General features: G+C 61.2%; 25 protein-coding genes. 10 read left to right on the forward strand and 15 right to left on the reverse strand.

Annotated features, from left to right (window positions below; genetic code table 11):
- Positions 1–6 precede the first annotated feature (6 nt).
- From V2J18_RS00190 to V2J18_RS00200, 3 genes are all read right to left on the reverse strand, one after another.
- On the reverse strand, positions 7–834 hold the full coding sequence (locus V2J18_RS00190) for an ATP-binding protein (protein ID WP_336130508.1): 828 nt from the start codon (positions 832–834) through the stop codon (positions 7–9).
- A 79-nt stretch (positions 835–913) separates the two neighbouring features.
- Entirely contained in the window at positions 914–1,384 is a 471-nt protein-coding gene (locus tag V2J18_RS00195) for a hypothetical protein (RefSeq protein ID WP_336130509.1), read from the reverse strand.
- Complete coding sequence (locus V2J18_RS00200) at positions 1,381–1,587, reverse strand: helix-turn-helix domain-containing protein (RefSeq protein WP_336130510.1); 207 nt, start codon at positions 1,585–1,587, stop codon at positions 1,381–1,383. Before V2J18_RS00200 ends, V2J18_RS00195 begins: the two co-directional genes overlap by 4 nt.
- A gap of 556 nt (positions 1,588–2,143) precedes the next feature.
- Between V2J18_RS00200 and V2J18_RS00205 the strand changes: the two genes are divergently transcribed.
- Both V2J18_RS00205 and V2J18_RS00210 read left to right on the forward strand, forming a co-directional pair.
- On the forward strand, positions 2,144–3,076 hold the full coding sequence (locus V2J18_RS00205) for a hypothetical protein (protein ID WP_336130511.1): 933 nt from the start codon (positions 2,144–2,146) through the stop codon (positions 3,074–3,076).
- Positions 3,077–3,154: 78 nt separating this feature from the next.
- Entirely contained in the window at positions 3,155–3,583 is a 429-nt protein-coding gene (locus V2J18_RS00210; protein ID WP_336130512.1) for a helix-turn-helix domain-containing protein, read from the forward strand.
- Positions 3,584–3,626: 43 nt separating this feature from the next.
- Here V2J18_RS00210 and V2J18_RS00215 read toward each other — a convergent pair whose 3' ends face one another.
- Positions 3,627–4,172, reverse strand: coding sequence for a YfbU family protein (locus V2J18_RS00215; protein ID WP_336130513.1), 546 nt, complete (start codon positions 4,170–4,172; stop codon positions 3,627–3,629).
- A gap of 1,062 nt (positions 4,173–5,234) precedes the next feature.
- Here V2J18_RS00215 and V2J18_RS00220 point away from each other — a divergent pair.
- Genes V2J18_RS00220 through V2J18_RS00230 form a run of 3 tightly spaced genes read left to right on the forward strand, consistent with a single transcriptional unit; the run spans position 5,235 to position 7,430 of the window.
- Positions 5,235–5,666, forward strand: a complete 432-nt coding sequence (locus V2J18_RS00220) for a DUF2924 domain-containing protein (protein WP_336133024.1) — start codon at positions 5,235–5,237, stop codon at positions 5,664–5,666.
- Complete coding sequence (locus V2J18_RS00225; protein WP_336130514.1) at positions 5,659–7,011, forward strand: recombinase family protein; 1,353 nt, start codon at positions 5,659–5,661, stop codon at positions 7,009–7,011. Before V2J18_RS00220 ends, V2J18_RS00225 begins: the two co-directional genes overlap by 8 nt.
- A complete protein-coding gene (locus V2J18_RS00230) occupies positions 7,008–7,430 on the forward strand; it encodes a LacI family transcriptional regulator (RefSeq protein ID WP_336130516.1) in 423 nt (140 codons plus the stop codon). Before V2J18_RS00225 ends, V2J18_RS00230 begins: the two co-directional genes overlap by 4 nt.
- A gap of 108 nt (positions 7,431–7,538) precedes the next feature.
- Here the strand turns inward: V2J18_RS00230 and V2J18_RS00235 are convergent, their stop codons facing one another.
- The 3 genes from V2J18_RS00235 to V2J18_RS00245 all read right to left on the reverse strand — a co-directional run bounded on the left by V2J18_RS00235 (position 7,539) and on the right by V2J18_RS00245 (position 8,750).
- Entirely contained in the window at positions 7,539–7,820 is a 282-nt protein-coding gene (locus V2J18_RS00235) for a hypothetical protein (protein ID WP_336130518.1), read from the reverse strand.
- 138 nt (positions 7,821–7,958) lie between these two features.
- Entirely contained in the window at positions 7,959–8,246 is a 288-nt protein-coding gene (locus V2J18_RS00240) for a hypothetical protein (protein ID WP_336130519.1), read from the reverse strand.
- Positions 8,247–8,390: 144 nt separating this feature from the next.
- Positions 8,391–8,750, reverse strand: a complete 360-nt coding sequence (locus V2J18_RS00245) for a hypothetical protein (RefSeq protein WP_336130520.1) — start codon at positions 8,748–8,750, stop codon at positions 8,391–8,393.
- Positions 8,751–9,275: 525 nt separating this feature from the next.
- On the opposite strand from V2J18_RS00245, the gene V2J18_RS00250 reads away from it, so the two are divergent.
- On the forward strand, positions 9,276–9,515 hold the full coding sequence (locus V2J18_RS00250; RefSeq protein WP_336130521.1) for a hypothetical protein: 240 nt from the start codon (positions 9,276–9,278) through the stop codon (positions 9,513–9,515).
- On the opposite strand, the gene V2J18_RS00255 is transcribed toward V2J18_RS00250, so the two are convergent.
- The 4 genes from V2J18_RS00255 to V2J18_RS00270 form a co-directional block, all read right to left on the reverse strand.
- Positions 9,516–10,526: an SOS response-associated peptidase family protein gene (locus V2J18_RS00255; RefSeq protein WP_336130522.1), complete on the reverse strand. Its 1,011-nt coding sequence runs from the start codon at positions 10,524–10,526 to the stop codon at positions 9,516–9,518.
- A gap of 229 nt (positions 10,527–10,755) precedes the next feature.
- Positions 10,756–11,472 (reverse strand): low temperature requirement protein A, encoded by a 717-nt coding sequence (locus V2J18_RS00260; RefSeq protein ID WP_336130523.1) that lies wholly within the window; start codon positions 11,470–11,472, stop codon positions 10,756–10,758.
- 87 nt (positions 11,473–11,559) lie between these two features.
- The gene (locus V2J18_RS00265) at positions 11,560–12,972 is read right to left on the reverse strand and encodes an aldehyde dehydrogenase family protein (RefSeq protein ID WP_336130524.1); all 1,413 of its coding nucleotides are present in this window, start codon (positions 12,970–12,972) and stop codon (positions 11,560–11,562) included.
- Positions 12,973–13,190: 218 nt separating this feature from the next.
- Positions 13,191–14,222, reverse strand: a complete 1,032-nt coding sequence (locus tag V2J18_RS00270; protein ID WP_336130525.1) for an alcohol dehydrogenase catalytic domain-containing protein — start codon at positions 14,220–14,222, stop codon at positions 13,191–13,193.
- A 150-nt stretch (positions 14,223–14,372) separates the two neighbouring features.
- On the opposite strand from V2J18_RS00270, the gene V2J18_RS00275 reads away from it, so the two are divergent.
- From V2J18_RS00275 to V2J18_RS00285, 3 genes are all read left to right on the forward strand, one after another.
- Positions 14,373–15,290: a LysR family transcriptional regulator gene (locus tag V2J18_RS00275; RefSeq protein ID WP_336130526.1), complete on the forward strand. Its 918-nt coding sequence runs from the start codon at positions 14,373–14,375 to the stop codon at positions 15,288–15,290.
- Positions 15,291–15,556: 266 nt separating this feature from the next.
- Entirely contained in the window at positions 15,557–16,333 is a 777-nt protein-coding gene (locus V2J18_RS00280) for an SDR family oxidoreductase (protein ID WP_336130527.1), read from the forward strand.
- Positions 16,334–16,393: 60 nt separating this feature from the next.
- Positions 16,394–16,699, forward strand: coding sequence for a DUF1330 domain-containing protein (locus tag V2J18_RS00285; RefSeq protein ID WP_336130528.1), 306 nt, complete (start codon positions 16,394–16,396; stop codon positions 16,697–16,699).
- A 490-nt stretch (positions 16,700–17,189) separates the two neighbouring features.
- Here V2J18_RS00285 and V2J18_RS00290 read toward each other — a convergent pair whose 3' ends face one another.
- The 4 genes from V2J18_RS00290 to V2J18_RS00305 all read right to left on the reverse strand — a co-directional run bounded on the left by V2J18_RS00290 (position 17,190) and on the right by V2J18_RS00305 (position 25,161).
- Positions 17,190–17,639 (reverse strand): hypothetical protein, encoded by a 450-nt coding sequence (locus tag V2J18_RS00290; RefSeq protein WP_336130529.1) that lies wholly within the window; start codon positions 17,637–17,639, stop codon positions 17,190–17,192.
- 230 nt (positions 17,640–17,869) lie between these two features.
- Positions 17,870–18,709, reverse strand: coding sequence for an RES family NAD+ phosphorylase (locus tag V2J18_RS00295; protein WP_336130530.1), 840 nt, complete (start codon positions 18,707–18,709; stop codon positions 17,870–17,872).
- 134 nt (positions 18,710–18,843) lie between these two features.
- Entirely contained in the window at positions 18,844–23,907 is a 5,064-nt protein-coding gene (locus V2J18_RS00300) for an ATP-binding protein (protein WP_336130531.1), read from the reverse strand.
- A gap of 543 nt (positions 23,908–24,450) precedes the next feature.
- Positions 24,451–25,161 (reverse strand): hypothetical protein, encoded by a 711-nt coding sequence (locus V2J18_RS00305; RefSeq protein ID WP_336130532.1) that lies wholly within the window; start codon positions 25,159–25,161, stop codon positions 24,451–24,453.
- Positions 25,162–25,867: 706 nt separating this feature from the next.
- Between V2J18_RS00305 and V2J18_RS00310 the strand changes: the two genes are divergently transcribed.
- Positions 25,868–26,542, forward strand: coding sequence for a tetratricopeptide repeat protein (locus V2J18_RS00310; RefSeq protein ID WP_336130533.1), 675 nt, complete (start codon positions 25,868–25,870; stop codon positions 26,540–26,542).
- Positions 26,543–26,640 lie beyond the last annotated feature (98 nt).

Here is a 26,640-nt window from a genome sequence, read left to right on the forward strand (position 1 = left end):
TGCGAATTAGTGAAGGGGAGGGGCGTCGGCCGCGGCAGCCTCGGGCGCGCCGAGCTTGCGCATCAGCCGGCCCAGGTCCGGCGGCTCGACCAGGTCGAGGCGGCCGGATCGGTCTTTGGCGGGGTAGCCCCAGGGATTGGCGGTGTGGCAGACGAACGCGCGGTACGGCTCACCCTCGGCTGGCTTGATCTCCGCCAGGGTGATCACCTCGTCCACGATGCCCGGCAGTTCCAGACCGGTCTTGGAGCCGTCGATCTGCAGTTCGTGGTAGCGGCGATTGAACTCGTCGGTCCGCTCATCGAGGATGCCGACGAACCAGACGTGCTTGTCCCGCGCATGCTGGAGATGGGTCAACCACGCCACCATTTCCTGACCGAGCAGGCCGTACGCCCCGCGCAGATCGGGCTTGTTGTTCCGGTCCGAGCACGCCTGCGGCTGGCCCTTGCACCATTGGAAGCACAGGCGACCTGCGACGGTGATCGAGTCGATGAACAGCGTGCGGTAGCGATCCAGCACGTGCGGATTGCCGTAGCGCAGACAGGCCTGTTCGTAATGCCACTGGCTGAAGTGCTGGCCGTCGCGCAGCGCCGGATTCGGACCGCCCAGGAACACGGCCAGGTCTCGGCAGTCGTCCCAGGTTCGCGGGCGCAGGCTGTCGCCCGGCCAGTGTTTGACCGCCAGGTCCCCAGCTTCGATGTCCACGAATAGGGTGGTGGCCGGGTCTAGCGACCACAGCTGGTAGGTCTTACCCAGGCCCCAGCGCCCGACCAACACGCCTTTGACGCCGCGCGTCTCGGCCAATCGCTCGGTGGCGGTGATAATCGGCAGGGCCATCAGTCCCCTCCCGGCAGGCATTCGCCCGAAACGGACTGGCTCGGTGCTTGGCTGATGCCACTCAAAATTGCGATGCGCATCACGATTTGCCTTCCGTCAGCGACAGGCGGAATGTGGGCTTGCCGCTTTTGAGCGTCCGTGCCGCATCGAACGAGGCCCGCATCGACGCTGGCCATGCGCTGTATTTGGCCTCGCTGATGCGGTAACTGATCTCCACGAACTCGCCAGGGTCTTCGCCGGCTGCACGAATGCGCTCCACGATCTGGCTCAACCGCGTTTGGTCCCACTCGACGCGCTTGGGCAACTCGACGCTGACGCGAACGACGCCATCGCGGAAGGTCACCGTTCCGGTGTCCTTCCCTTCGGCCAGTCGCTGTTGTTCCGCAATCCGGTGGTATCGAAGACCGAGCGCTCGATCGATGAGGTCGTAATGTGCTTTCGCACTGGCAACGGCGTCTGCGGCCTGCAGTTTCAGATCCAGCAGCATCTCCGGCGGGTACTCGGCCAGTTCCGATGCAGGGCGGCCGATGCAACGCTCCAACAGCGTCATGCCGCGGCTCCCGCGGCGCCGATGCCGCATGAGCGCAGCGACGCGCCCTCGTAGGCCTCAATGTCCTCAAGGCGATATCGGATGCGGCGTTCGACTTTGAAAAAGCGTGGGCCGACCTTTTCGCGGCGCCAGCGCTGCAGGGTATCGAGCGTGACTTCCCAGCGCGCGGCGAGCTGCTCAGGGGAAAGGTTGTTGCTGCTCACTCCATGACTCCTCGGTTCGATCAACGGCACGGTGTGCCGAGGACGCGAGGGTCTTCCGAAAGCTGCTATAGGTTGAAGCCGTGTTTGATATAAGTTGCTAGAGATCTGCTCGAATTTCGCGCCGCCAACCGGTGAAAGCGTAACGAAGCATGAATCGAACCGATACAGAACTGTCTCAGGACGTCCGAGTAGTGCGAGTCGTATTGCGGGCTGTTCATGTGCGCGATAGGCTGCGATCAAGGTCACATACCACCACTTGAAGTGGTCATCCCCCGGACTCCCCCATGAACAAAGGACTGTTGCACCTCACTCGCACTACTCGTTCCTGCCATCGCCAACGTTGCGCTGATCGATTCCGCGCCCCCATCCGCGTCGCCTCCGTAGGCCGATGCGAGCTACCGCACCTACCGAATCCGGCCCAGATCGGATCGCGGCGACATCGCTCGATTTCGCCGTAACCCGCTGCTGCACCACCTTCGACGAGCCGTACTGCATCGGGCCGGAACTGGCCTGATCGACGGGTTGCGTCCAGAAAAACATCAAGGAAGTATCTTGCGTGCTCAATCTCTATTTGCGCTGGTTCGAAAGCGAACCGGTCGACGCCCTGCTGCCCGCGAAGGGCGCAGACGTCATGGCCGATCTCGCTGCGCTGGGCGCATTCCACGCGCCCCGGCGAACACGCCGCGTCCAGTGCAAGGACTGCGGCCGGCAGCAGGCCCGACATGTCTACGAAGCCGGCGAGCACCGCTTGCTGCCGTGCATGGAGTGCGGTGGTCAAGTCGAATCGCAAGGGCCGCCTTTCGAGTCGGTGCAGCTGCATCGCGACTGGTTGCCCGAGACCCTGAGCCGCCAAATGGCCGGCGATCGAGCCAAGCCTACCGTGCTGTTGGCGCAACGCGTGTGGAACCTGGCGAGTATCGATACGCCGCGCGGCGTAGTCTCCGTCGTGCTCTTGCGCTGCGGATGGCAGGTCGACTATGCCGAGGTGGTCAATGCTCTGCGCAAGATCCTCGCGCCGCGATTGATCATCCTGACCACGTCGCGGATGCATCATGACGCGCTCGGCAAGCCAGGTTGGTCAGTCGTGCCGCTCATTGGCGTGGCCAAGCTGGAGACCAACGGCCTGTGGCTGGAACGCGAGGCGCTGATCGAACGTCAGATTCGTGCAGATCCGTCATCCCGAAACCCGCAGCCGAACTCGAACGCTGGTAGCGAGAAGCCACTTTGGTTCGAGATGGGACCAGACAATGCCTGGCTCAGGGTCCGGCACCGCCAGCTAAGCCTGCGCGGAAAGCAGCGCGCGTTTGTCGCCTCGATCGCCCGCGCGCACGAGCGAGGTCGAGCGCACCATCGTCTGTCCGATGCGGTCACCGATGCCAACTACGACCGCGACATCCGCAGCTTGCAGCAGATCTGCACCCGCCGTGAATTCCGCGACTTTATCGGCGTCGCCGACGGTTTCGTCTGGATTCGCGACGATGTGGACTGAGGCGGTCTGCACCCCCGTCACGGGACCGCTCATCTCGCCCAACTCAATGCCCCACTTCCCCCAACCCCAGGACTCAACATGATCGCCAAGGAAGCAAAGCTCAAGAACGACATGGTTCGAATCGCTCGGAAAGAAGCTCGGCTGCTAATCGCGCCGCTGCTTGAGCGGATCGCCGCACAGAAGAAGGAGTTGATCGCGCTCAAGCGCGGCCGGCCCCTTCCCTCCTCCCCGGCCAGGCAGGGGGCGCGCGGGCCGCGCCGCCCCTCGCAGGTCTCCCTTCAGGAAGCACGCGACTGGTTCTCGGCCCAAGCCCTGGTCGAACTGCGAGCTCGCCTGGACCTCAGCGCCGCACAGCTCGGTCGGCTGGCCGGCTCGTCGGTCGGCTCGATCTATCTCTGGGAATCGGGCAAGACGCCCAGCGACAACTTCGTAGTGAAGCTGGCGTCGCTGCGGAAGATCGGGAAGCGGCGCGCCCGGCAGTTACTGGAGGCGACAGCGGCGCAGTGAACGCTAAAGCTGGCCGGGTACCCCGGCCAGCCACGGGGCTCGGTCACACCGTAGTCTGCAACACCCGGATCAACTGCTCGGGGGCCAGAGAATCGGCGTCCGCCGATATTTGCTCTTGTCGGTAACGCGCGATCATTGCCTCGTAGAGCGGCAGCATTTGCTGGCCGGCGATATAGTCGGCTCGGTCGGCCAGTTCCATGTGCATCTGCATGTACTCGACCGTAAAGCGCGTCACGGCTAGATAGTCTCGTTCGTGCTGAGCGTCGTAGCCCGGAAACTGCACCGGCATCCGGCTCGGTCCTACCGCGGCCGCGACGCGCTCTTGTTCGACGGGGGGCAGTTCGGCGTAGCAACGTTCCAATGCAGTCCACATGGAAAGGTGTTCCCGAACCTCGTCAACCACGGGAGGCAGCGCTTCCGGGGAGAATAGCCCCGGATATCTGGCGGGTATTGCCCACTGCTGTCCCGCGTAGATCGCTCCCATGACGAAGTCCGGATCAACTTCATCGTGCTCCTCCATGATGCCAAGCCTACGCTGGACGCTCGCCAGCATGGCCACGATCAGCCTCTCCTCGTTCGACAACTTCATTGCAGCCCCTGTTGGTGATGTGACATCCATTACGGCCACAGAACTGCCGGCGATCCACTGCCAAAAGTTGGATTCCGGCTGCCATGGCCTACCCAAGTGTACGACGCAGAACCCATGCTCTCCCGACCAATGGGTCTCGGCGTTTGCGACGGGACAGGGGTAGTGTTCACCCAATGGACAGGACGACCGCGATTCTCGCCGAGCTACCCAGTGGCTTTCATTGGGAGGTGGCCGCGCTGGGGGCCAGCCGCCACTGCATCGCCGTGCCTGACGCCGCACCCCAGGTTTGGCTGGCGACCATCGGCCAGAACGGCGCGACCTGTACCGCAACCATCCGCCGGCACAAGGCGCGCACCATGCAGATCGACCGACCGTTCCGAACGTCCGTAGCGGCGGCGGGCTGGGTCGCTCGATGGTTGGATCGGCAAGGGCACTTGATACAAGCCGAGCTCAAGGATCGCGTCCCCGGTGCCTTGGCATACCCGCGATAAGCATGGATTAGCTTGGGCTAACTGAGTCCAGCTCCGTTTAGCGGAATCGTGTTTCACGGATTGGCGTCCGGCGGCACTAGCCTTCACGCACGTTCCCACTGGAAAAGATGCGTGCCCGCCCCAGACTCCTCCTCGTCTGCCCCCATCTCCCTGCTGCGTACTCGCGCCCTGGCCGAGCGCTGGCAGATCAATGAATGCACCATTCGCAAATGGCGCAGTCAGGGACGCGGCCCAGCGTTCGTTCTGCTCAGCGCTGGAACGGTACGGTATCGACCCGACGACATCGTTGCGTACGAGTTCGCCGCCGGACTGCACCACGAGGTCCGGGCTTGAACACGATGCCCATCAATGCCGCCGAACTGTCCCCAGATCAACGTCGGCAGGCCGTAGCGAAACTGCTCGCGCTTGCTCTCGTTCGTTTCCGCACTGGCTCAGCGCCTGTCGGTTGGACCCAGAAGGGGGTTGCACTATCCCGCGCGGGAAGCGTGCATACGCACCCCGACCAACCACGTCCAACCCGCCGATGAAACTAGAAGCTCCCCGTATCAGTTCGAACACCGTCGCACTCGTCATGGCATTACCGAAGATGACCATGGCCGAACTCAAAGTGCAGTGGCGCCAGCTGTTCGAACAGGAACCGATCGTCGACCAGCGCCGCTTCATAGAGCGCCGCATCGCTTACCGCCTGCAGGAACTGGAGTGGGCCAGGACTCATGCCGCCAAGCTGGAGGACAATCGCGTGCGCATCGATGCCTTCGTAGAGAAGGGAACGATTGGGCCGCGCATCCGGAACGGCAAACCGATGCCGGGCTCCGTTATGGTCCGGCACTTCGGCGGCGAGGACCACGTTGTGGCGGTCATGCCCGACGGTCGCTTCGACTATCGCGGCCAATGCTTCACCAGCTTGTCTGCGATAGCGAAGTACATCACTGGAACGCCCTGGTCTGGCCCGGTGTTCTTCGGGCTTCGCGCCGCGAAAGCAAAGGGGAAGGGCGATGAGTGAGCGAACGGACCAGAAGCGACTCCGGTGCGCCGTATACACGCGCAAGTCGACTCAGGAGGGACTGGAGCGGGAATACAACTCTATTGAAGCCCAGCGCGATGCGGGGCATGCGTACATCGCCAGTCGGCGATGCGAGGGCTGGATTCTGGCAAGCGATGACTACGACGATGCTGGCTTCTCGGCGGCGACAATGCTTAGACCAGCGCTACAGCGACTTCTGTCTGATATCCGTTCAGGAAAGATTGATGTCGTCCTCGTCTACAAGCTGGACCGCTTGTCCAGAAGCCTCCGTGACTTTGTCCACCTGTACTGGGAGGTGATGCAAGAGAACAACGTAGCATTCGTATCCATCACGCAGCATTTCAATACCGCAGATGCGATCGGAAAACTCATGATGAACATTATGATGTCGTTCGCTGAGTTCGACCGAGATCTCGATGTGGACCGCGCCCGCGACAAGATGATCGCGAGCAAGAAGAAGGGGCTGTGGATGCACGGCGTCCCGCCACTAGGCTATGACCTACGGAATCGTCGTCTTGTACCCGACCCAAAGGAGGCGCCGTTGGTTCGCTGGATTTTCGAACAAGTCGCGGAGGGTGTCCCCACCGCGCAGTTGGTGGCCAAGCTGCGTTCTCGGGGCGCGACCTCGAAGTTCTGGACCACAAGGAACGGGCGAGAGATCGTCGGGAAGCCCATCGACAAGTCGTTGCTGTACAAGATGCTGGCGAACCGCACCTATCTCGGAGAGCTTCGCCACGGGGCCGACTGGTTTTCGAGCGCGCACGAGCCGATCATCGACCCGGAACTGTGGGCGCGGGCGCAGGCGGCGACGGGAACCCGAGTGCGTGCCCTGGCGGCGCCGGACGCTTCTAAAATTCCCTTCCCTCTACGTGGGTTGGTGTTTGCCGCAGATGGGCGCGCCATGACGCCTTGGCACACGACCAAGCGCAACGGCCGTACATATCGCTACTACGTTCATACACGCGCGCTGCATGAGAGCGCCAAGCTGCTGAAGCTACCCCGCGTCCCGGCCGGTGAGCTTGAGGCGGCTATCATCGAGCAATTGCGTCTAGTTCTTCGAACCCCTGAGTTGATTTCCGCGATATTGCCGCAGGCGGCGGCGCTGGACCCCGATCTGGACGAACCGAAGATCATGGTGTCCATGCTGCGTCTCCATGAGATTTGGGAGTACCTTGCCGGCCACGAGCAGGCACAGATGCTTCAACTGCTGATTGAACGTATCGTCGTCCACGAGGACCGTGCCGAGCTGCGTCTTCGCCCCATGGGCCTTACCAGCTTCGTGCGGGAACTGGAGACGCATGAAGGGATCGGGGAATCCGCATGAGCAAGTTCAAAGTAGAGATCGCCCTGGGAAGCGATGGCTCTGTTTCCTTCGATGTCCCGCTCCGGATTTCCAAGCGCGGCTATCGCAAGCTCGTCCAGCTGACCGGCCCGAACGCCGCCGAGCGGCCCTGGGATGCCCAGTCCACCGCGTTACAGCGCGCGCTTGGTCGGGCGGAACGCTGGCGCCGAATGCTGGAGTCCGGCGAGTCGACGTCGATCTTGGATCTGGCGAAGCGGGAGTGTACCGACTTTAGCTACATCGCACGGCTGCTAAACTTGACGACACTGGCACCACCGCTGGTAGCGGCAATTCTGGATGACACGCTACCGAACGGGACCACGGTCAACGATCTCGCGATCAATCCTCCGCTGCTCTGGGCTGAGCAGGTCGCTCGACTGCAAGTTGAGCGAGGCGGCTAACCGACCATTGCCGCCAGCAGGTCTGCGATGATCGAGATCATCGCCCCCCAGAAAGCGAGAGCCCCACGATCGCTCGCAGGGCTTGGGGAACAGCTGGTGGGATGTCGACTACCGTTTGATACTTTGATCTCGCTCGATATCACTCAACTGCGACGCATGCAGGTACTGCCCCGGTACGGGTGGAATCGAAATCAGGTGCGGGGCACGGCGTTTACCGATCTCGTGACCGAAGGCCCCGACAAGCCCGATGACGGTCCCGTCTTCGCCTATTCCCCAAGCAGCCAGCCTGTAAACCGTCGGTGGATTCTTTGGATTTGCATCCGCGTGGACGAAGAACCAGTCTAACGCGGGAGAGATAGAAGCATACCGCTGAGTTGTCACTTCACTCATGAATACGTCCTTTCTGAAGGGAGCGTCAATCCTATCCTCTACACCCTGTCCGTCGCTTACGCATACGCCACAGTTTTCGCTAGGAATTTTGGGGCAATTCTTGGCTGTGACGATGCTGGACTTTATGTGCGTAACGCATCAAGCATCGCGGCGATCATACTCCGAAAAGTACCAAGCCAGTTCGTCGATTAAAGTCGAAAATCGTTGCCGCTGGTCAACGTCCATCGTGCGGGCAAGTACTGTGTGCAGTCCTTCTCGATGAGGATCTGCAAGTCCATCTGTCTTCATCATTTCGTTTAGTTCGCGCAACTGGCGTGCAGCGTCTTCATTGAAATCTTCCGGCACCTTATAGTCGTCAAGACCGAGCGTAACGTTGAACATGGCGTTCGCCATAGAAAACTCTTCGCCCTGGGGATGCGGAAGCATCAGACAGCTCCTGGCGACGCTAAACTTCTCGGATTGATACGACACCGTAGCCTCCTTTAAGCGGCGATCCTGCCGCGCATGAAGTCTAACCCGCGCAGAAGCTTCCGGTGGTACTGCCTAACCGATAGCGCGGCACCATAACCGTTAACGCTTAGCCGGCGGGACGAAGACTAGTCCACGCTGATAGGCGTCGAACACCGTAAACACACCGTTCTTCGCGGGAATGTAGACCGTCTTACAGTTATCAACGAGAAGCTTCCAGCAGTCGCAAGCTTCTCCGTTTTTCTTCATCGCTTTCGCCTTCCGGCCCGACAGGTCGACTGCCTGTACCTGCAGAAGCTTATCGCCGCTGTAGCTGATACCTGAGTAGGCATTGGGCGGCGCCGCCAAGTGTGGGATGAACTGTATCTCCACGCCCGACATGGCCTGTTCATAGGCCTCGCATTGGGTTTGCGCCCAGGCTGGCGCCGCAGTCAGCGCTAGGAGGAACAACCATTCCCGCATCGTCTTGTCCTTGTATGTGCTGAGCCGAGTTGGTCGGCATAAGGCGGCTACTTTGCCAACCGACGCGGTTGCGCGTCCAGCCGGTATCGTGCGATGCGGCCTCGTTACTTGGAGCGCAGTTGGGCAACGCCCTTAACGGTTTAAAGAATACGACAAGCGGTCTCAGCCAGTGAGACAAGAAGGCGCAGAATCCGCGCATGGCCGCGCATCGACTCCCGTCACAGTACTCATGGGGCCGGTGGCAACCAGGCCGGATTCGCCACTGGAGGCCGGGAGACCCCAGCCCGGACGACGAGATCTGGTTTCTGCGCCTCGACGTGTACGAGGTCGCCAAGATCCTTGCGCTCGGAAACGGCCAGTGGCTTGTGACGGTCTACGCCTGGTGCCGATTGGATCAGCGTAAGCACGCGGTCGCCGACTCGGAGACACAGGCTCGGCGCTGGTGTGAAAGGTGGGCCGCTAAGAACGATGACTTCTTGCGAGATAGATTTCCGCTTGCCTTCGTACGCTCCCTTGGGAAAACTCATGACCCCAGAAACCCTAACGCTCCTCAGCGGGAGCCTTAAAGCCCTTGAGCGGCATGCGGTCCAGATCGCTCTCCAGCACCACGACGATGCTGAGTTCTGGCCCGCCTTTGCCTGCTATGCGGACCCGATTGTCGAGCAGGCCGGCAGCGACGGCGATGCACACGAATTCGTGTGCACGCAGATCGATGAGATCCTGATTGCCCTCGGCAAAATGGACCCGGCGGAGCGCCAGACCTGATCAGGCTGCCGCGGCGAACTGATGTTCGTAGTAAGGGCGTTCGCGATCATCGAGGATGGCATGCAGGGCTGCCAGGTTCTCGGGGTCTGGCTGCAACCACGCGTCCACGTTTTCTGGCCTGATCGGAATTACGCAGCGATCGTGCCCAGCGGCGGCGACTTCGGGCGGCGGGTCGTCGGTGATGAACGCGAACGACTGTAGGTCTGGCTCGTCGGGCTCGCCAGCACCCGCGCCGGTCCAGTGCGACCACAAGCATGCAATGAGCATTGTCTTGCCAGTGTTCGGAACGAATTCGAGGATCACATCTTCCGGCTTCTCGCCTGGACGCAGCTCCCGTCCTTCCATGTCGTGTCTCGCGACGTGCTCGAAAAAGGTATCGGCAATTACGATGCCGTGGCTATACCCGAACTCTTTTCGCCAGTAACGCTCCAGATTGTCGCGGCGAGCGTTGTACGTACCAGACATCCGTTTCCTCTTGGTCACTCGGTCGATCACCCAGTCGCTGCTCGATGGCGCGCCAGCCTTTCGGCACTGGAAGCGCATCATCTTAACGACGCGTCGGCCGTTCTCCCACACCATGACGGGCGCAGTCGACTGCGGAAAGATGCGGGCAGTCTCCGCCGCGGCGCTCGGCTTCGTAAGAGACTTAAGCATCGCCGCCGTCGACTCAATCTTTGCCGTGGCTTTGCGCACTTCCTCTTGAGCGGTCTTGGTGACCTTCTTAGCCAGCTTCCGCTCGTTCTCCTCCAGGCGGGCGAGCTGCTTCGCCAGCTCAGCCTCATATTCCGGGATCTGCCTGGCTGTCCAATCCTCGATGGCCCTGGCGACCTGGGCCTTGTCCTCAGTCCCGGGGCCGCGGAACCAGGCGCGGAAGGCAGAGGGCATCTTCTTTACCCAATCGTCCCCCATCTGCTCCCAGTACTCGGCGACGTATTGATCGAGCGAGAGGATCGCCCCGAACTCCTTCACGTACTCTCGGTACTCGGCTCGGACCTTGGCGGAATAGCACATGGCTGGTCTCCGGCTGGATCTGGCCAGATCTTACGCCCGGCGGGTCAAAATGTGACCGGCGTCGGGCTACCATATGTCGGCCATGCCGATCTGCATCTCCCGTTACCCCTGCCGACTTAAGAGCACCAGTAAGCCGGCCTTCTATGCGGACGGCGAAGCCGTAGCCGTCCTGATTGAGGAGCGAGAAGCGGATGAATGGGGGGAACCTTCGCGCCTGGTCCACCGAAAACTACTCCGTGTGGAGGGGCCCTTTGGGGACACCTGGGCGGACATGCATCGATCGAAGCAATCCGAATGGCAACTTGTCCTTGGCCCTAGGATTGGCGGCCTGAGTTGGGACCGGACTGGGACCAGTCGTTAAGCAAAACTGACGCAGACTCCTTCGTCCAGGCTGACCCGCGAAGCGGCTTCGGCTTGGTATTCGACGACATGGCGTTTCAGGGGCGGGCCTTTGAAAGTGCACTCTGCCCCCTGTTTCTGTGGGGTTCTGACTGGCCGCCCGTAGCCACTGCAGCACCAGGGCGACGCGCATGACCACGTAGCCGAAGACCATCATGCCCGTGCTGGCGCGTCCATCATCGCTCTCCAGCGAAGCAAATAAGCGTGGACGCCCAATAGCGAAGATCAACACGCCGATCATCTGGGTCATGGTCATGATCCGGAACAGCCAGTCGTCGGTGTCGTACGCCGCCGAGAACCAGGAAAAGTTCACCCATACCCAGCAAATGCCGAAGCTGGTCAAGCCGAAGCCGATCAGCGCTGTGGAGTAGTGCCCCTCGGCCAACGCATGCGCGAACTGCGAAGCGGCAGAGCCGAAGCTAATGACGAAGGTAAGGTCGAACAGCAGTTCCAGCGGCGTCGCGACCCGGTGCGCTTCGTGGGGGTCGCGTCCGCCCATGCGCCGCACGTGGTGGTGGAGGCTTTTGGGGTCGGATGAGTTGTTCATCAACGAAGTCCACCCATATCCATTCGATTCGCGGGGTTCCGGCGTTGGCGGTCGCAGAACGCACCCGGCGGCGCGAAGACCAACCTATCAGCAACCGCCGACGACTGCCTTGGTTTCCAGATACTCCTCAAGGCCCGCCAGGCCCCAAATGCGTCCATTGCCGGACTGCTTGTAGCCGCCGAAGGGCGCATGAAAATCGGGTCCTTTGCCATTGAGCATCACCTGCCCGGCCCGCAACCGGCTCGCGACCGCCTGGACGACGGCTTGGTCGCCGCCGTCGACGTAGGCGGCCAAGCCATAAGGCGTGTCGTTGGCAATCGCGATGGCCTCCTCCACCGTGTCGTAAGCGATTAGCGACATGACCGGGCCGAAGATTTCCTGGCGCGCAATGGACATGTCATTGCGGACGTCGGTGAAGACGGTCGGACGCTCGAACCAGCCGTCATTCAGCCCTTCGGGGCGCCCCGGTCCGCCGGTCAGCAGTGTCGCGCCTTCGTCGATACCCGCCTGGATGTACTTCTGCACCGTATGCCATTGCGCTTCATTGGCGGCCGGTCCCATGAAGACATCGGTCAGGGGATCGCCGACGAGGATGGCTTCTGCGGCCGTGCGGATCAACGCTTCCAGCTCGGCCTTATGCACGCGCGGGATCAGCGTGCGCGTCGGCGCGGCGCAGGTCTGCCCGCTGTTACGCATGACTTTGGCGACCGCGCTTTGCGCCGCGGCCTGCAGATCGGCGTCGGGCAGGATGATGTGCGGCGACTTGCCACCCAGTTCCAGGCTGACGCGCTTGATTGTATCGGCCGCATTCTTCTGTACTTCGATGCCGACAGCGGTCGATCCGGTAAAGGCGATCATGTCGACATGGGGATGGCGACTGAGCGACGTACCGATCACCGATCCGCGACCGTTGACTAGATTGAACACGCCCTTGGGCACGCCGGCTTCGTGCAGGATCTCCGCCAGCACCTGATTGGTGTAGGGCGTTCCGGGCTTCAAGATCATGGTGCAGCCGGCTGCGAGCGCGGGCGCGATCTTTTCGGCCGATTGGAGCGCGGGATAATTCCACGGCGGGATCATTCCGACCACGCCGATGGGATCCTTGACGATCCGCGTGCCGCCCTGATCCTCTGCAAAGGGGTAAGTCTCGATCGCTTTGGCGAGAAGGCGGAATTGTCCGGCGCCCACTTGCACGATCGTGCGGGCGTAGGCGACGGGCGTGCCGATATCCGCCGTGACAGCCCGCGCCATGTCTTCCGCGCGTGCTTCATGGCCATCGGCGATGCGGTTCAGCAGGGCAGAGCGTTCTTCCAGGCTGGTTTGCGAATAGCTCGCAAAAGCCTGTCGCGCCGCCGCGACCGCGCGATCCACATCCTCTCCTGTGCTGAGCGCCAACCGCCCCGATACCGATCCCGTTGTCGGATTGACGATCTCCTGCGTGGCGTCACTTGATGGGGCGACCCAAGCGTGGTCGATGTAATTCTTGAGAATGTCGCGCATCGCCGTTCCTTCTTGAGCCGGACGAGTTTTCGGAAAATGATCGTCTATAGAAGCTTGAGCTTCTCCGCGTCCGGTCCTAGTCGGTCGCGAACGGCGCCTTTGCGCCACAGCAGCGAACACCTTCGCTCCTGCCGTATGGAATTGCGTCCTGAGATACCTCTTGCGCGAGAGCACTCCGGTGAAACCGGGATCACCGGAGTGGCTCTCGCGATGAATGCTTACGCGCCCTGCGACGGCAAGAACACGCCGCGGAAGCGCATCTTCCCGGAGGACAGCTTGTCGTACGCTTCCGTGGCCTGGTCGAGCCGGAAGGTTTCGACGATCGGCTTGACCTTCCCGCGTGCGGCGAGATCGAGGATCTCGGCCAGGTAATGCTGCCCGCCATGCGTGGAGCCGATCACGCGCTGCCGCATCATGTGGAACGGCTTGCCGTCGGACGGAATCGAGAACGGCTTGCTGAAGTCCAGCCCGCACAGTACGACGCGACCGTCAGGATTGACGCCCGCGAGCGCCTTTTTGGCGGTCTCGAAGTCGTTGGTGGTGATCAGCAGCACGTCGGCGCCACCAGCAGCTAGCAGCTCTTCGGCATTGGCGACGACGTGGTCGGCACCCAGGTCGGTCGCGAGCTTGCGCTTGTCCGGGGAATGCGTGATCGCGATGGTCTCGAAGCCACACGCCTTGGAGAACTGCAAAGCGACGTGGCCCAATCCGCCGATTCCCAGCACCGCGACGCGGTCGCCCGGCTTGGGTTCTGCATCGCGCAGACCGCTCCAGGTGGTATAGCCCGCGCACATCATCGGCGCGGCGTCCGTGTAGGCCAGGCCATCGGGCAACAGCACCGTGCCTTCGGCGGCGATCGCGATGTACTCGGCATGCCCGCCCTGCGTGGCGAACCCGGTCGTACGCGGCGAAACACAGTTCATCGCCGTCTGGCCGGTCAGGGGGCGGTTCTGGCGGCAGTACGGGCAGCGGCCGCAGGAGGACTGCACCCAGGTCGTGCCGACCCGATCGCCCACCTTGCGCGAGCGCACACCGGCGCCGACTTCAACGATCTCGCCGACCACCTCATGCCCCGGGGTCTGGGGATAGATGTCGCCACCGGCCCCCTGGGTCGCCCAGACGTCCGTGAAGCACATGCCGGACGCGTGGATTTTTACTAGGACGAGTCCGGGCTCGGCCTTGGGAATCGGAACCTCTTGGACCTCCCAGGGCCGATTAGCCCCGGTCATCACTACGGCCTTCATTTTCATCGACTTGTCCTCGTTCAGGCGGTCCGCGCGGTCAGGGCTGGCGGGGTTCTTGGAGTAACACCAGCACGCGGGGAAGCCGCGACGCTGCACCCTCAATTAGCCTAGGATGCGTGGACTATCTCAACAATCCGCTCAATATTTGATGTGACGATGAAAACGATTCATCAATCAAGAGGCAATGATCTGGCGGCCTACGCCGCGTTTTTGGCGGTCGCGACCCACCGAAGTTTTCGCAGCGCCGCCGTCGAGCTGGACATGACGCCCTCAGCGATCAGTCACTCGATCAAGGTGCTCGAGCAGCGGTTGAATATCCGCCTGTTCAACCGGACGACGCGCAGCGTCTCCCTGACCGAGGCGGGAGAGCGCCTGGCTTTGAAACTAAAGCCGGCAATGGCCGCGCTTGACGAGGCGCTTTGCGACGTAGAGCGCGATGATCACGTTCCCAGCGGCACGGTGCGGATCAATGCCAGTGAAGGCGCGATCCGTTTGGTCCTGCAGCCTGTGCTCGCCCGCTTTCTGAGCACGTATCCGCAGGTGCATCTGGACATCGTCAGTGATGGCCGTCTCACGGATATCACCGCGGAGGGCTTCGATGCCGGCATTCGCTTGGCGGAAGCCATTCCCAAAGACATGGTGGCTGTCGCCGTCTCGAAAGAGGTACGTTTTGCGGCCATTGCCTCGCCCGGGTACCTCGAGCGACGCGGCTATCCCCAGGTCCCGCAGGATCTCTATCGCCACGATTGCATCCGCTTCCGGTTTGAAAGTGGTGCCATCTATCGATGGGAGCTGGAGCGTCAGGGCGTGATCGAAAGGATCAACCCTTCCGGCCCACTCACCCTGACGGATCAACCACTGATGGTGGAAGCGGCCATCGATGGCATCGGCATCGCTTTCGTGCCCGACCATTTGGCGACAGGGGCACTCCAGGACGGCCGACTCCAACGCGTCCTGGAGGAATGGTGCCCGCCTTTTCCAGGCCTGTGCCTGTACTACTCAGGGCATCGTCACCTATCGTCCGGCCTGCGTGCGTTGATCAACATGATGACGGAAGCGCTGGTAGCCAAATAGACACGCTTGTAGAGGCGTCTCCCACGACCGCCAAAACATCATCCTAGGCGCGCCGACCGCTGCGTCTCGATTGATGAAAGATTCTTGTCTTGTCATCAAACATTGTTGGGATTGTTGCAGCAGTCGAGATTGTCTAGCGTTCATCGCTCGGCCGAGACGCCTGGGCGGAGATACACGTTCTGCCCCGGATCGTCTTGTGGCATTGGGATCGGACCTCCGCGCGACGTCCGAACACTCTTCGGACCTAGACAGAAGGCAGGATGAGCATGAGCAAGAAGATTCTTATCACCGGCGCGAGTTCCGGTTTCGGCCTGGGCGCGGCGATCGAACTGGCCCGCCGGGGGCACGCCGTGGTGGCCACCGCGGAGACCTGGCCGCAAGTGCGCAGCCTACGCGATGAGGCGGCGCATGCGGGCGTCACGTTGGAAGTCATCAAGCTCAACTTGCTCGACGATGCCGATCTCGCGCGTGCGGCGACTTACGACCCCGACGTGCTAGTGCTCAACTCCGGCATCATGGAAAGCGGATCGGTCGTCGACATTCCGATGGCGCGCGTGCGCGAATCCTTCGAGGTCAATGTGTTTCGCCACATCGAACTGGCGCAAGGCATCGTCCCCAAGATGGTAGCGCGCCAGTGCGGCAAGGTAGTGTGGGTGTCGTCGATGGGCGGCATCATGGTCATTCCGTTCATCGGCATCTACTGCGCCACCAAGCACGCGATCGAGGCCATTGCCGGCGCGATGAGGACGGAGCTGGCACCCTTTGGCGTCAAGGTCGCCACCATCAATCCGGGCCTGTTCGGCACGGGCTTCAACGACACCGGCGCAGAAAGTCACGTGCAGTGGTACGACGCCAAGACTGCGGTCGTGCCGATGCCCGATTTCAGCGCCCCCCTGTCCGCCCAAAGCGATCCGAAGGAAATGATCGACGCCATGGTCGACATCATTCCGGCCGAGGATCACCTCTACCGCACGATGCGTCCGTTCGAAACGATCGACGCGGCCAAGCAGTGGCAAGAGACCGAGTGGACTCAACAGGCCTGACAGCGCCGCCGGATTGGCATCGGTCGCAAGCTTTCTACCGCACAGCGCCTGGAGGCATCGATGGCCGCGTACGTCATTTTCTGTATCACCAACGTGCATGATGAGGAGCGCCTCGCGGAGTACCGTTGCCAAGTGGTGCCGTTGCTCGAAGCGACTCCCGGAGTGAAGTTCTTTGCCGGCCCGATGCCGCTCACCGTGGAGAAAGGGCCGCCGATCACCTATGGCGTGGTCGTGGAATGCGCCGACCTCGAAGCCGCAAAGCGCTGGTATTACTCCGAAGACTATCAGCGGGTTGCCGCGATCAGACACGAAGCCTCGGACGGCTTCGCCTTCATCGTCGCGTCTTGGACGGGTCCTGTTCACTAGTCCAGGCTGTCAGCGATGTAATCGTCGTTGACCGAACGCTGAGTCGCGCCGGGGTTTTGCGGAGCCTCGCGTTATGTTCGCCGACGCGCCCACCGCGTCTGTTGTCGGCGCCCGTGACCGCGCGTAGCGTTCTCCCGAACACCCCGTGTCTGCGCATGGCGCCGGCGCCCCCCTGTACGGCCGCGCCGACGGTATGTCCTCTAGCTTATTCGGTTCTCCGCCCAAGAGAGATATCGCGGTGCTATGGGGCTCAGCCAGTGGCGCCGAAACGCTGACACCATTTAGTGGTAGAGCAAAGTGATATGGCTATCCGCTTATGGTCGATGGCGGATGTAGAGTTCGTGACACTTCGATCATTCAGTTGGCCGTTGTCACTAACAACGTGTTGCGGCCGAGCCGCGAAGCGGCTTCGGCTCGGTTTTTTCAACAGCTATAGCGTTTCACGGGCGGGCCTTGAAGGTGCGTTATCACCCCTGCTCTCGATAGCGCGCTACGCGCTAGCCGGACTCGCCCCTTTTCGGCCCGTCCGGTGGTAGGCGTACTGAGCCTTGCACACGACGCAGCGCGTGGGTTCATCGGTTCGTTTAGGGTAGCTGAGGTGGAACAGGCGGTGGTCAATCTCATAGCAGCGCATGCAGTAGGCCGGTCCGGTCGGGCCGCCGTCTGCACCGATCTCGTAATACCCCTCATCGACCTTGGTCACCTTAGCCTTGTTCTGCAGCGCTTCCTCAAGGCGCTTTATCTCCTGGTCTCGCTTTTCAATCACCGACTGCGCGTCGAGCACCGCCACTTTCGCGTCCAGGAGTTGCTGCGCCGCCTCAGCCAGATGGAACTTGAGTTCGGCCTCGCCGAGTGCCTTGTCGGCCTTCAGCACCGCTCCGATTGCATCTGTGGTCGCCTTGATCGCCCCGAGGGCAGTTGTGATTTCTGCGATGGCCATAGGTGATCCTCCCTGAAAGGTGCAGCCTACATCAGCAACTAGCACCGCGCCGCAAAGAAACCAGAGCCTTGGCAAGCGCACTAGAGTCACTGACCTCCGGGACTAGGAAGGCCGGCCGCGCGCAAGCGCAGGTCAATAGGCCAAAAAGCAGTGGTCAAGCGGGGCTGACGCCGTTCCCTTCAAGCCGAACTGCGACGAACCTTCACGTTTGAATTTCGAGGTGCTATCAATTAGGCCCAATCAATAGACCCATCCGGCAGAATAGCTTTAGCGACATTAATGCATTCAACAAGGAGGCCCGGTGTAGGCCGAAGTACGCTGCTAACCACACGAACCACAAAGCAGCCAACGGGTCTGAATAAGCGATCGGCAGATACTGGCTTGACTGCCAAATTGACACCGCCTCCGCTTGCAGTGCCGTCGCCAGCCATGCTCGGATACTCAATTCCGTCAATCTCGGCGCTAGAGATAAGCTGATCACAGATAGCTGCAGAGACCTTAAATCTATGCGTGTCGGCGAGGTCGATGATTTGTGTGACTTCTTTTGCTAGGAAGCTGCGGATCAAAAGATTCTTGTTTACCTCACCGCCTAAGTACGCTTGACCTCCGACCGTGTTCTCTAAAATATTTGCTGTAGACGGAAGGTTGTACTGAGATGCCTTCTCAACAGTGCCAATTTCCATCACATGAGGTAAGTCCGCTCCTGACTTAAGACCAAGTTCAAGCACTGTAACCAGGTCCCCAGGGCTAGGCCTTACCTCCAGAACGGCCGTTTGATGGCTTGCAGAAATGTAAAACATTGGTTTATTAGGTTGGTTCATCCGCCCGAAGGTTCTTACATACTCAGGCTTCGGATACCACAGCTCGCTTACATTATGGAAGAGGTCGGCACCATGGTTCTTCCTGGCTCTCCACGCCGGACTGCAATGGACGAAACGGGTTAGGCAGGCATAGCCAGGAAAAATTGCGTCAACGTGTTGTTTGACAAAAGGGTAAGTGGCTTCGAGCAAATCTAACTCGCTTACTGCTCGAATGCGATCAGCGATTTGCGCCTCAGAAATTTGCTTCAAGATATCGTTGCACGGCGGTATTGCGCTCATAATTTCCGGGGCTCGTAATTGGGATCAATACGCCGAGTGGACGTCAGCTATGTGGTCAGTTGTAGGCATTCTGACTAGACGTCGAACGAGGTGTCGCTCGACCGCTATCGCAGTCGCTTAATGCGCTCCTGGAGAGCCAGTGCGTTTGGAATGTTCTTGACTGCAAGGGCAGCGGCTAATTCGACAAGTGCCTGCCGCGCCTGGGCATCCTGTGAAAGGACCTGCGCGTCAGAACTCAACGCCATCAACACCAGCTCCACCAACGCGTCGCCCGTACCCTCACGATGCCAGGCAGCGGAAGGCTTGCGCTCCCTCAGCATACCGGCGAGCCAGCGAAGACCGTCCAGCCGGAGTGGGGCTCCGAAATTTGTTGTCAAGAACTGACAGAAGCGTGTGATGCATTCTTCGTCGCGAGCCAAGTGCGTGGTAGCCCAGCGCTCGTATACATCCTTCATCCGTAGAGCCGCACCTGGGTTCAACCGAGACAGCGGGTCCTCATTGCCGAAACCGAGTAGGTCACAAATCAAACGCTCGCCGTGGAACCAAAGGCCGTATTGAGACCAGTTGGCCGCGAGGCCGTACTCCGCCATCGCCCGCCAGACGCGCTCGAACGCTACCGGATCGTCGCCTTTACCGAGACGCAGGAACAAGCCAAGAACGAAGCGCCGCAGCGCGTAATGCGCCGCCGGACCGTGGGAGAGCACAGGTTCCCAAACCGCACGCGCTTCCCCTGCGGGCGCCACGATCGACAGCGCTCCGAGCTTCAGGAGAATGTCGTAGCCGAGATTCTGGCTCGGCGAGTCATACTCACCATGCTTCTTCTCCGCTCCCGACTTGGCGCGCGTGGCGTCGTAGTCCCAGATGAGTAGTGCCAAGCGCGTGTCGAGGTCGGGGTCGCCACTGCCGTCGCCTTCGATGAGCCAGTCGAATAGGACTCCGAGGAAGTCACTGTCCAGCGAACACCCTCGTTCGCGCTTCGGCCTTCCACGCCAGGCCTGGTCGCCGGCGTTGTAGAGCCGTGTCCGGCGCTGAAAGTCCAAACGTTCTAGTCCTGCGACGACACGCTTGAAATTGAGGTCATTCGGGTTCGCGGTCAGACCACGGAGTGGAAAGCGCCGAAACCTCGCAAGCCACACCCTCCAAGCGCGCTCCGCACCGTCGCCATCGCCGTGCCGCGGGGCGAGCATGATGAGGCCCGACCAGAACAGCCCAGCGCGCAGCAGCCGCCACCATGCGGTGCCAAGCTGCTCTCGATTGGCATAGGCGACGCCGACCACAACGGCGGTCGCTCGCATGTCGCCGCTCGTCAGAAGACGTAAAACAGCGGCCTCCCATTCCCGGACGCCATCTCCTTGGCCGAGCCATAAGTGCATGACCGCGTAGGCGACGAACTTTAGCTCGTCGCGCAGGATGCCCATGCGCCGCCCGCGAAACTCCTCTCCAGTCGACGCGATCGCTGCTACACCAGCGCGCACTAATTCGAGCGCGTGCTCCTGCGCTTCGGGATTCTCAGCGAGCCAAGCGCCTCCCAACGTGATGAGCGTGCTAGCCGCAGCGAAACGGCATTTCGATTTTACTTCGTCATCTTCGTCTTTCGCCCCGATCAAACACTCTTGGAGCAGATTGAAGAGGTACGCAGCCTCCTCGTCGGTGAGCGGCTGGCCGCCCCTAAGACGCCGCTCGCACCACTCCGGCACGAGCAAGAATGTCGTGGTCGGCGCGCTGGCGGTTTGCCACGACTGCACCTCGATGCTCAGTTCGTCAGGACAGACGAAGACCCGTGTTTCCGCGCCTGTCGTTGGGTCGGCAACGGTCGGATAGTTGGCCTGGTCGAGCTCGGCAGTAAGTAGCTTGAACTCCAACGCCTCCTTCGGGTCTCCAGGCAGCGCCCAGGTCGGCAGCAGCGCTTGAAGACGCAGCGCAACATCGTTATCCGCCAGCAAGAGCCTGACAACGACATCGAGGAACTTCTCGCAGCGATGGGGCGCCAGCGTCCAATCACGGGCGAAGTCAAACATTGCTTGGCCGCCCTGGTGGAAGCTCCAACCGATGAAGGTATTTCCAACCTGCCCCACGCGGGCGCTGTCCCAAAAAAACAGGTCCGGAAACGTTAGCAGAGGGGCGAGTGGACCCGTCAGCAATGACGGCCGATATTTGGCGACATTGAGGAGCACGCTGATGAGTGCGGAGGAGTTCCCTTCCCGGAGTATTCTCTCGATATCAGTGGCTATGTCCTTACCCGCGTCGAGGCGCAGCGCAAACCAGCGCTCCAACGCATCGAGAGCGCAGTACAGGTTCCCGTTGTGCAAGTCACTGGACTGCGGCCAGCCGAAAACCTGCCACGAGCCGAGGAAAGCTTTCTCCGACCCATCCGCGAGCTGCAAAGTCACTCGACGAGGCGCGCCGGTGCGGCCGTTCATGACCGCGGCGACCCAGCGTTCCGTGCAGAAGTTCACCAGCGCGATGAGCGAAGTGAGCGCCGTTTCCGGTGCCAGCTGGAAGAACGCAAAGAATGGGCTCTTCCAGAAGGCCGTCGGGTACGCGTCGTCGGGAAATTCGAGGCCAAGGTCTATTTCAGATCGGCTGGACCGATACTCCCGTTCCGGCTCGTCTTCGATGATCAGCGCGAGCAGAACTTCGGCCGCCAGCTCAGGCTGCGCACGCATCAAAAAATAGATACCGTTCCTTTTGATGCACGCGGTCCGGAAATCTATGTCGACCTTTTTGCTGGCGCCAAGCGGCCAAGGCGGCAAGCGCTCGCGCATCGATCCGAGAGAGTACGGTATCTGGTTCCGTGCTTCGTGCCGAGACTTGTATAAGGCATCAGTCTTCAGACGCTGGGCGTGCACCTTCGCCTTCTGTAGTTGAACCGCGGCGATGCGGCCTCTGACAGTAGCGTCAGTTTCTCGGCGTCCCGCGAGTTCGAGCGCCCAGTTCCCTACCTCGACCGGTAGATCGGCCGCGCCAGCCAATGGCGCGGTGTACAGTGACGACTCAGACATGAGATACATCACGCCTTGGCCTTTTTCGATCTGAACGGTCCGCGCCATGGCGAGCGCCACGCCCGCCATCTCAAGGCGGAAAGGCATCACAGTGCCGTTGCTCAGCAGACGTGGCGTCTTCGTCAGCCAAGTCTCTATGACTTTCGCGAGAGCGGGCGAAACCAGACTAACTAGTCGCTCCCGCTGCGCGACGAGGAAGCGGAGAACGGGCCACCACCGGCCAAAGACTATTGAACGGTGCTGCGCCTCCATGTACAAGCTGATCGCCGCGTTCAAGCTCATTTCGCCTCTGGTCGCCACCGTCGCGATGTGGTGGAAGCGCAGAAGCAGTCGCGTGAAGTGCTTAGCATTGTTGTCGAGCAGGAGGTCGACGCGTTCGGTCAGGAAACGTTCGGCGTCGGGATCAAGGCAAAGTGCGTCGAGAAGGATGTCGCCCGCTAGCTCGCTTCTCGCGACCTCCGCGCGTCCAAAAGCGACGTCCCAGGCCGTGCCAGTCTCCGTAGGCTGCCGCAGCAGGAACTGACCCAACATCCGGAGCGCATTCGTCCAGAGCGGATTAACCGCTAGCGTGGCCCATCGCGGCGTATCAGTCCAAATCTGCTTCAAAAACTGAAAGCGCGCCCAATCCGCTGCGAGATCGTGCTCGAACTCAATGCGGTTGGTTCCCTCATTTAGGCGAAGCGGAAGCTCGTCTGGCCGACTCCTAAACGTCGCAGTGTCCACCGGCTCCAATTCGGTCAGCGCGAAACTGCGCTCGAACGATGCCTCTCGCTGGGCGAGGCGCATCATCAGCGCCTGCACGTCCTCGCGGCCACTCGTCCAGTGCTTCCAGAGGCGGTCGGCGATAGCGGTATGAGACGCCAGTCCACCGGCGTTCGCCCCCAGCGCTGCGCCCGCCTCGATGACCCACGCCAGTGTCCGCAGGTTCGTCAAGGCCCCGATGGTGTCGTCATGCGCGACCAACCAGCTCAAAGTAGGTGACGACTGAAGCGCCAACTTCACAGCTTCACTCTTGAGCGCCTCAACCTCGACTAAATGCCCTTTCCGTCCGCCGAGTATCGCCTCTTCGCTTTCAATCCAACTTTGCGTCTGCGTGACGATGACGACCCGCCACGCATCTTCGACCTCTTTGCCAGCATTCGACAGGATGGCTTGAAGCAGTTGGCGGATGACGACGAACTCGCTGGCATCGATGCGTTCCGCAGAGTCGATGACAAGCACGTTCTGCGGCTTCACCGTGGCGTTCAGCACATGCGAAAGTTCGTGCGTCAGGGGAAGGGTGCTACGGCGAGCTGCGCTGAGCGCCGTTTGCAGGTTTTCCGGACCGAACCACACCTGGTTCCAAGATGGATACGAGCCGTCCAGCACCAACTTAACCAGCGCCGACTTACCCGAGCCCGACTCCCCGAAGACCACCGTGACTGGGTTATTGGCGACCGCTGCCTGAAGCGACGCCCTCTCCACGGTACGAGGCACGGCATAGCCTGATGGCAGCTCGGTCTCAATCCGCGCCTTGTGGTCCGCGGTAATGTTGAGGAGAGTTCCCCAATCACGCTCAAAGTCTGGGTGATGGCGTAGGCCAAACTGACTCCTGAGCAAGGACAACAGGTTCGGGATAGTGATGGTCCCGCTGCGAAGGCGCACATCTTTCGCGACGTTGAGGAGCCCTGTCCAGAGAGCCTGCGCTTCGTCGTCATGACCAGACGCGAGTAAGCGGCGACATTGCGCAATAGCCTGATTTTCGTCGTCCGAGTGCGCGAACTGCAAGTCGGTCGGCAGCACGTGCAGGCGACGAATGAGTTCGACGGTCTCCTCGGCGGACGCGCTCCCTGGTACCTGGACGCTGTCGAACACGCCCGACTGACTCTTGTTACTTCGAATGCGGCTCATCGCGAGCGCGGCATCCGCGCCGCTGCACGCGTTCTTCACTTCACGCCAAGCCGAGTTGAACACCTGATGTGTACCGAGCGTGGCCAAAGCCAGTCCGTCGGTCGCACGATCGAACGGCCCATGCGGCTCACGCCACTGTTTCCAGGCGCGGCTTACGAAGTCAGCGGGGAGACCGGCCGCAGTCACCTGCAAATTGCCTTTCGCAGAGATCGCCAACCGTCGCGGCGCGCCGGTAGCCTGGGCGGTCAGCAGCAGGTCATCGATGTGCCAGCCCAAGGTCGAGACTTGGGCTTGGACCTGTGTGACAACGCCCCGAATGCCCGGTGCATGCTCACCCGATAGGGCCTTCACCAACTGCCAGGCGCTTATCAGATCCTCGAATTCGAACCCAGCGCCGCTTGTCGACCGCAACGTGGCGGGCGCGCGTTTCGCGCCCCCGCGAGACGCTTTTGGCTTCGATGTGCTCTTAGACCGGGCCATTAGCTTCTTAGTGCCTGTAGTTCTGGACTACTGCCATACATGGCGGTGAAAAGCAGAGCACGAAGGCTGCTCAAAACCTTGTGGTTGGGCCTGAAACGCATCGTAAATTCCTAACGATAGTTCAGCACAGCGGAGATGTGAACAAACATATTCACGCGCTTGATAGGGTATCGGGCATCGAGTTATCTTTTGCCTTGGGGCGGCCTCCTGTTTGCCACGCTAAGCGCTGCAAGCTCTACAGCGCCGAATAGACGGGCTTGCGCTCGTCATTACTGCGCCCTAAGCCGGGCCGCGCCCCCCGCCGTTCGATGGTGAACGGCGGGGGCCTCAACATCCCTATTACGACTCGCTATTTCGTTGAATAGTCAGACTCAGCTGATCCAAGCGCTTGAGATAATGAGTGGCCAGTTCCCGAGATCCCCAAGGAGCACAAACGTCCGCGTAAAGAAATGCATCCTTTGCGCCAGGCCAAGCGAACTGTTGCCACTGATCGTCGCGCAACTTCAACGCATGCTGAGGAAATTGTTCGTAATCAACCCAATCACCGCTCGTCATGCCGACCGGCTTATACATACGGTTGACCAAAAGGCGATTACCACGCTCACTCTCAATCGCGCCATAAGGCAGCCAGCAGCGCATTTCCCATTTCGCGACGCTCCCTTCAGCGACCAGAAAACGGACGCGCCTCAGCAGAGCCGTCATGTACGCGATCGAAAACTCGACGGCGTTAATCGGACTGATGAATTTCTGACTGAGGTCTTCGGTCTGACCGAGCGCCGCTTCACTGGAAGACTGTTGGTCCCACCGGCTCCTCGGAGCACGGACGACACGCAAAGACTGCGACACCTCGTCGTCAGTACGGCGGAAGATAAAGGCCTGCGGAAGACTGGGGTCAGACACCCCATTCTTCCGAAGCAGCGACCAGTTCTTAAATCCATTCTCCTGAGCCAGCTTGTCGAGTGCATGGCCATGAGAAACGCCCTCAGCACGAGAAATCTTCTTCGCCGCGCGACGCAGGACTTCTACTTGATGAATGGTGAATTTTTGCACGGGGATAGAACCTTTCTTCAAGGCCGCGGTCTTGCTGTATGCGTCCACACATAGAGCGTCGCGGCGGAAAAAAGGTGCCCGCGTAACAGACACGTTGCCGATACGGCTTCGCCAGTGTGGACGGGCTAGCCGACGTGATCGGCATTGCCCCAAACATACCGGAGCGGAAATCGACACGCAAGACCGATGCCGGCGGATGCATTTCGACCGGTCTGGGGGGCTCCAGCTACCGTGACTGGCCGACCGGGGCAGTCTCGCCGCCCGGATATGCGCCGCCGCAGATGCGGCGATTGGGCGTTTGTCCCACGGGTGGGAGGTTCCTGGGCGTAGCTAAGTGTAGCCACGCGTGAATAGACTGGTTTGAAAACCGTAGCCGTGGGCGCGCCATCCCCTTCGCATCGCTTCCTGTTCCGCCGGGTGTTCGGGCGGAGCGTCCTCGTCGCTGGCGGTTTTGCCCGAGACGAAGGCAACGGCGCCGTAGCCGACAGCGCCGGAACCGCGGCACCAATGCGGATAAGAGAAAGCCGCCCCCAGCGCCCAGAAGCGCCGCTGTCCATGTTTTTCGATGGCAAACCGAGCGCGTCATGAAAATGCCTTTTCCGCTGATCTGCTGGAAAAGGTGCTCTGACCCCGTTTTTGGCCACCCGGGCAGCCGAACTCGCCCGGCGCACGGGCGGCGAACCCAATCCCGGCCTAGCCAGTGCGCTTGTGGGCTACCGCCATCGCACGCTCGCAGCTGGGCGATACGGCCGGCGCGCTCGACGACATCCGGCGGGTGATATCGATCAGAACGGCAATGAACGGCCCGACGCACGAAGCAACGCTGCGCGCGTCGGCGGAACAGGCGCTGATCTTCTTGAACGCAGCCGATCGCGACCTCGCCCACCGCCGGGATTATCTGGAGCGAAGCCGCGTTCTGTACCGTCAGACGCTCGACGAGGCCGATCGGCAAAACCTGCCGATGCCGCTTGCGCGCATCGCCTACGGCAACGTGCTGCGCAAGATGGACCTACTCGACCAGGCACTGCCGCAGTTGCTGCGAGCCAACGACGAAGTCACAGCGCGCCTGGGGCCACGACACAAGCGTGCGGTCTGGGCCCGATCGTCGTTGGCATCGCTGTACATGCAGCGACGCGAGTACGACGCGGCCGAGCGGCAGTTCGTGCGAGTCCTGACGGACGCGCGCGGCGAGGACGTCGGTCACTACCGGTTTCCGGTCAACGCCTTCGGCGCCCTGGACTCGTTAGGCGACATCCAACGCGAGCGCGGCCGATCCGAGCAAGCCCGCGCGTACTGGCGCCAGGCGGCCGAGATGGGACGGCAGACCCCGGCGATTGGTGCCGCGGAGCTAGCCCGGCTCGAAGAAAAAATGGCGCGGTAGCGGCACTGGAGCCGCAAACCGCCCGTGTCGGCCGAGGCCGCTATGGAAGAAACGCCAGCCCGCCCGAGGACGCTCTCGTGTTGCCGCACCAGAGGCTG

The organism is Lysobacter firmicutimachus (genome assembly GCF_037027445.1).
GTDB lineage: Bacteria > Pseudomonadota > Gammaproteobacteria > Xanthomonadales > Xanthomonadaceae > Lysobacter > Lysobacter firmicutimachus.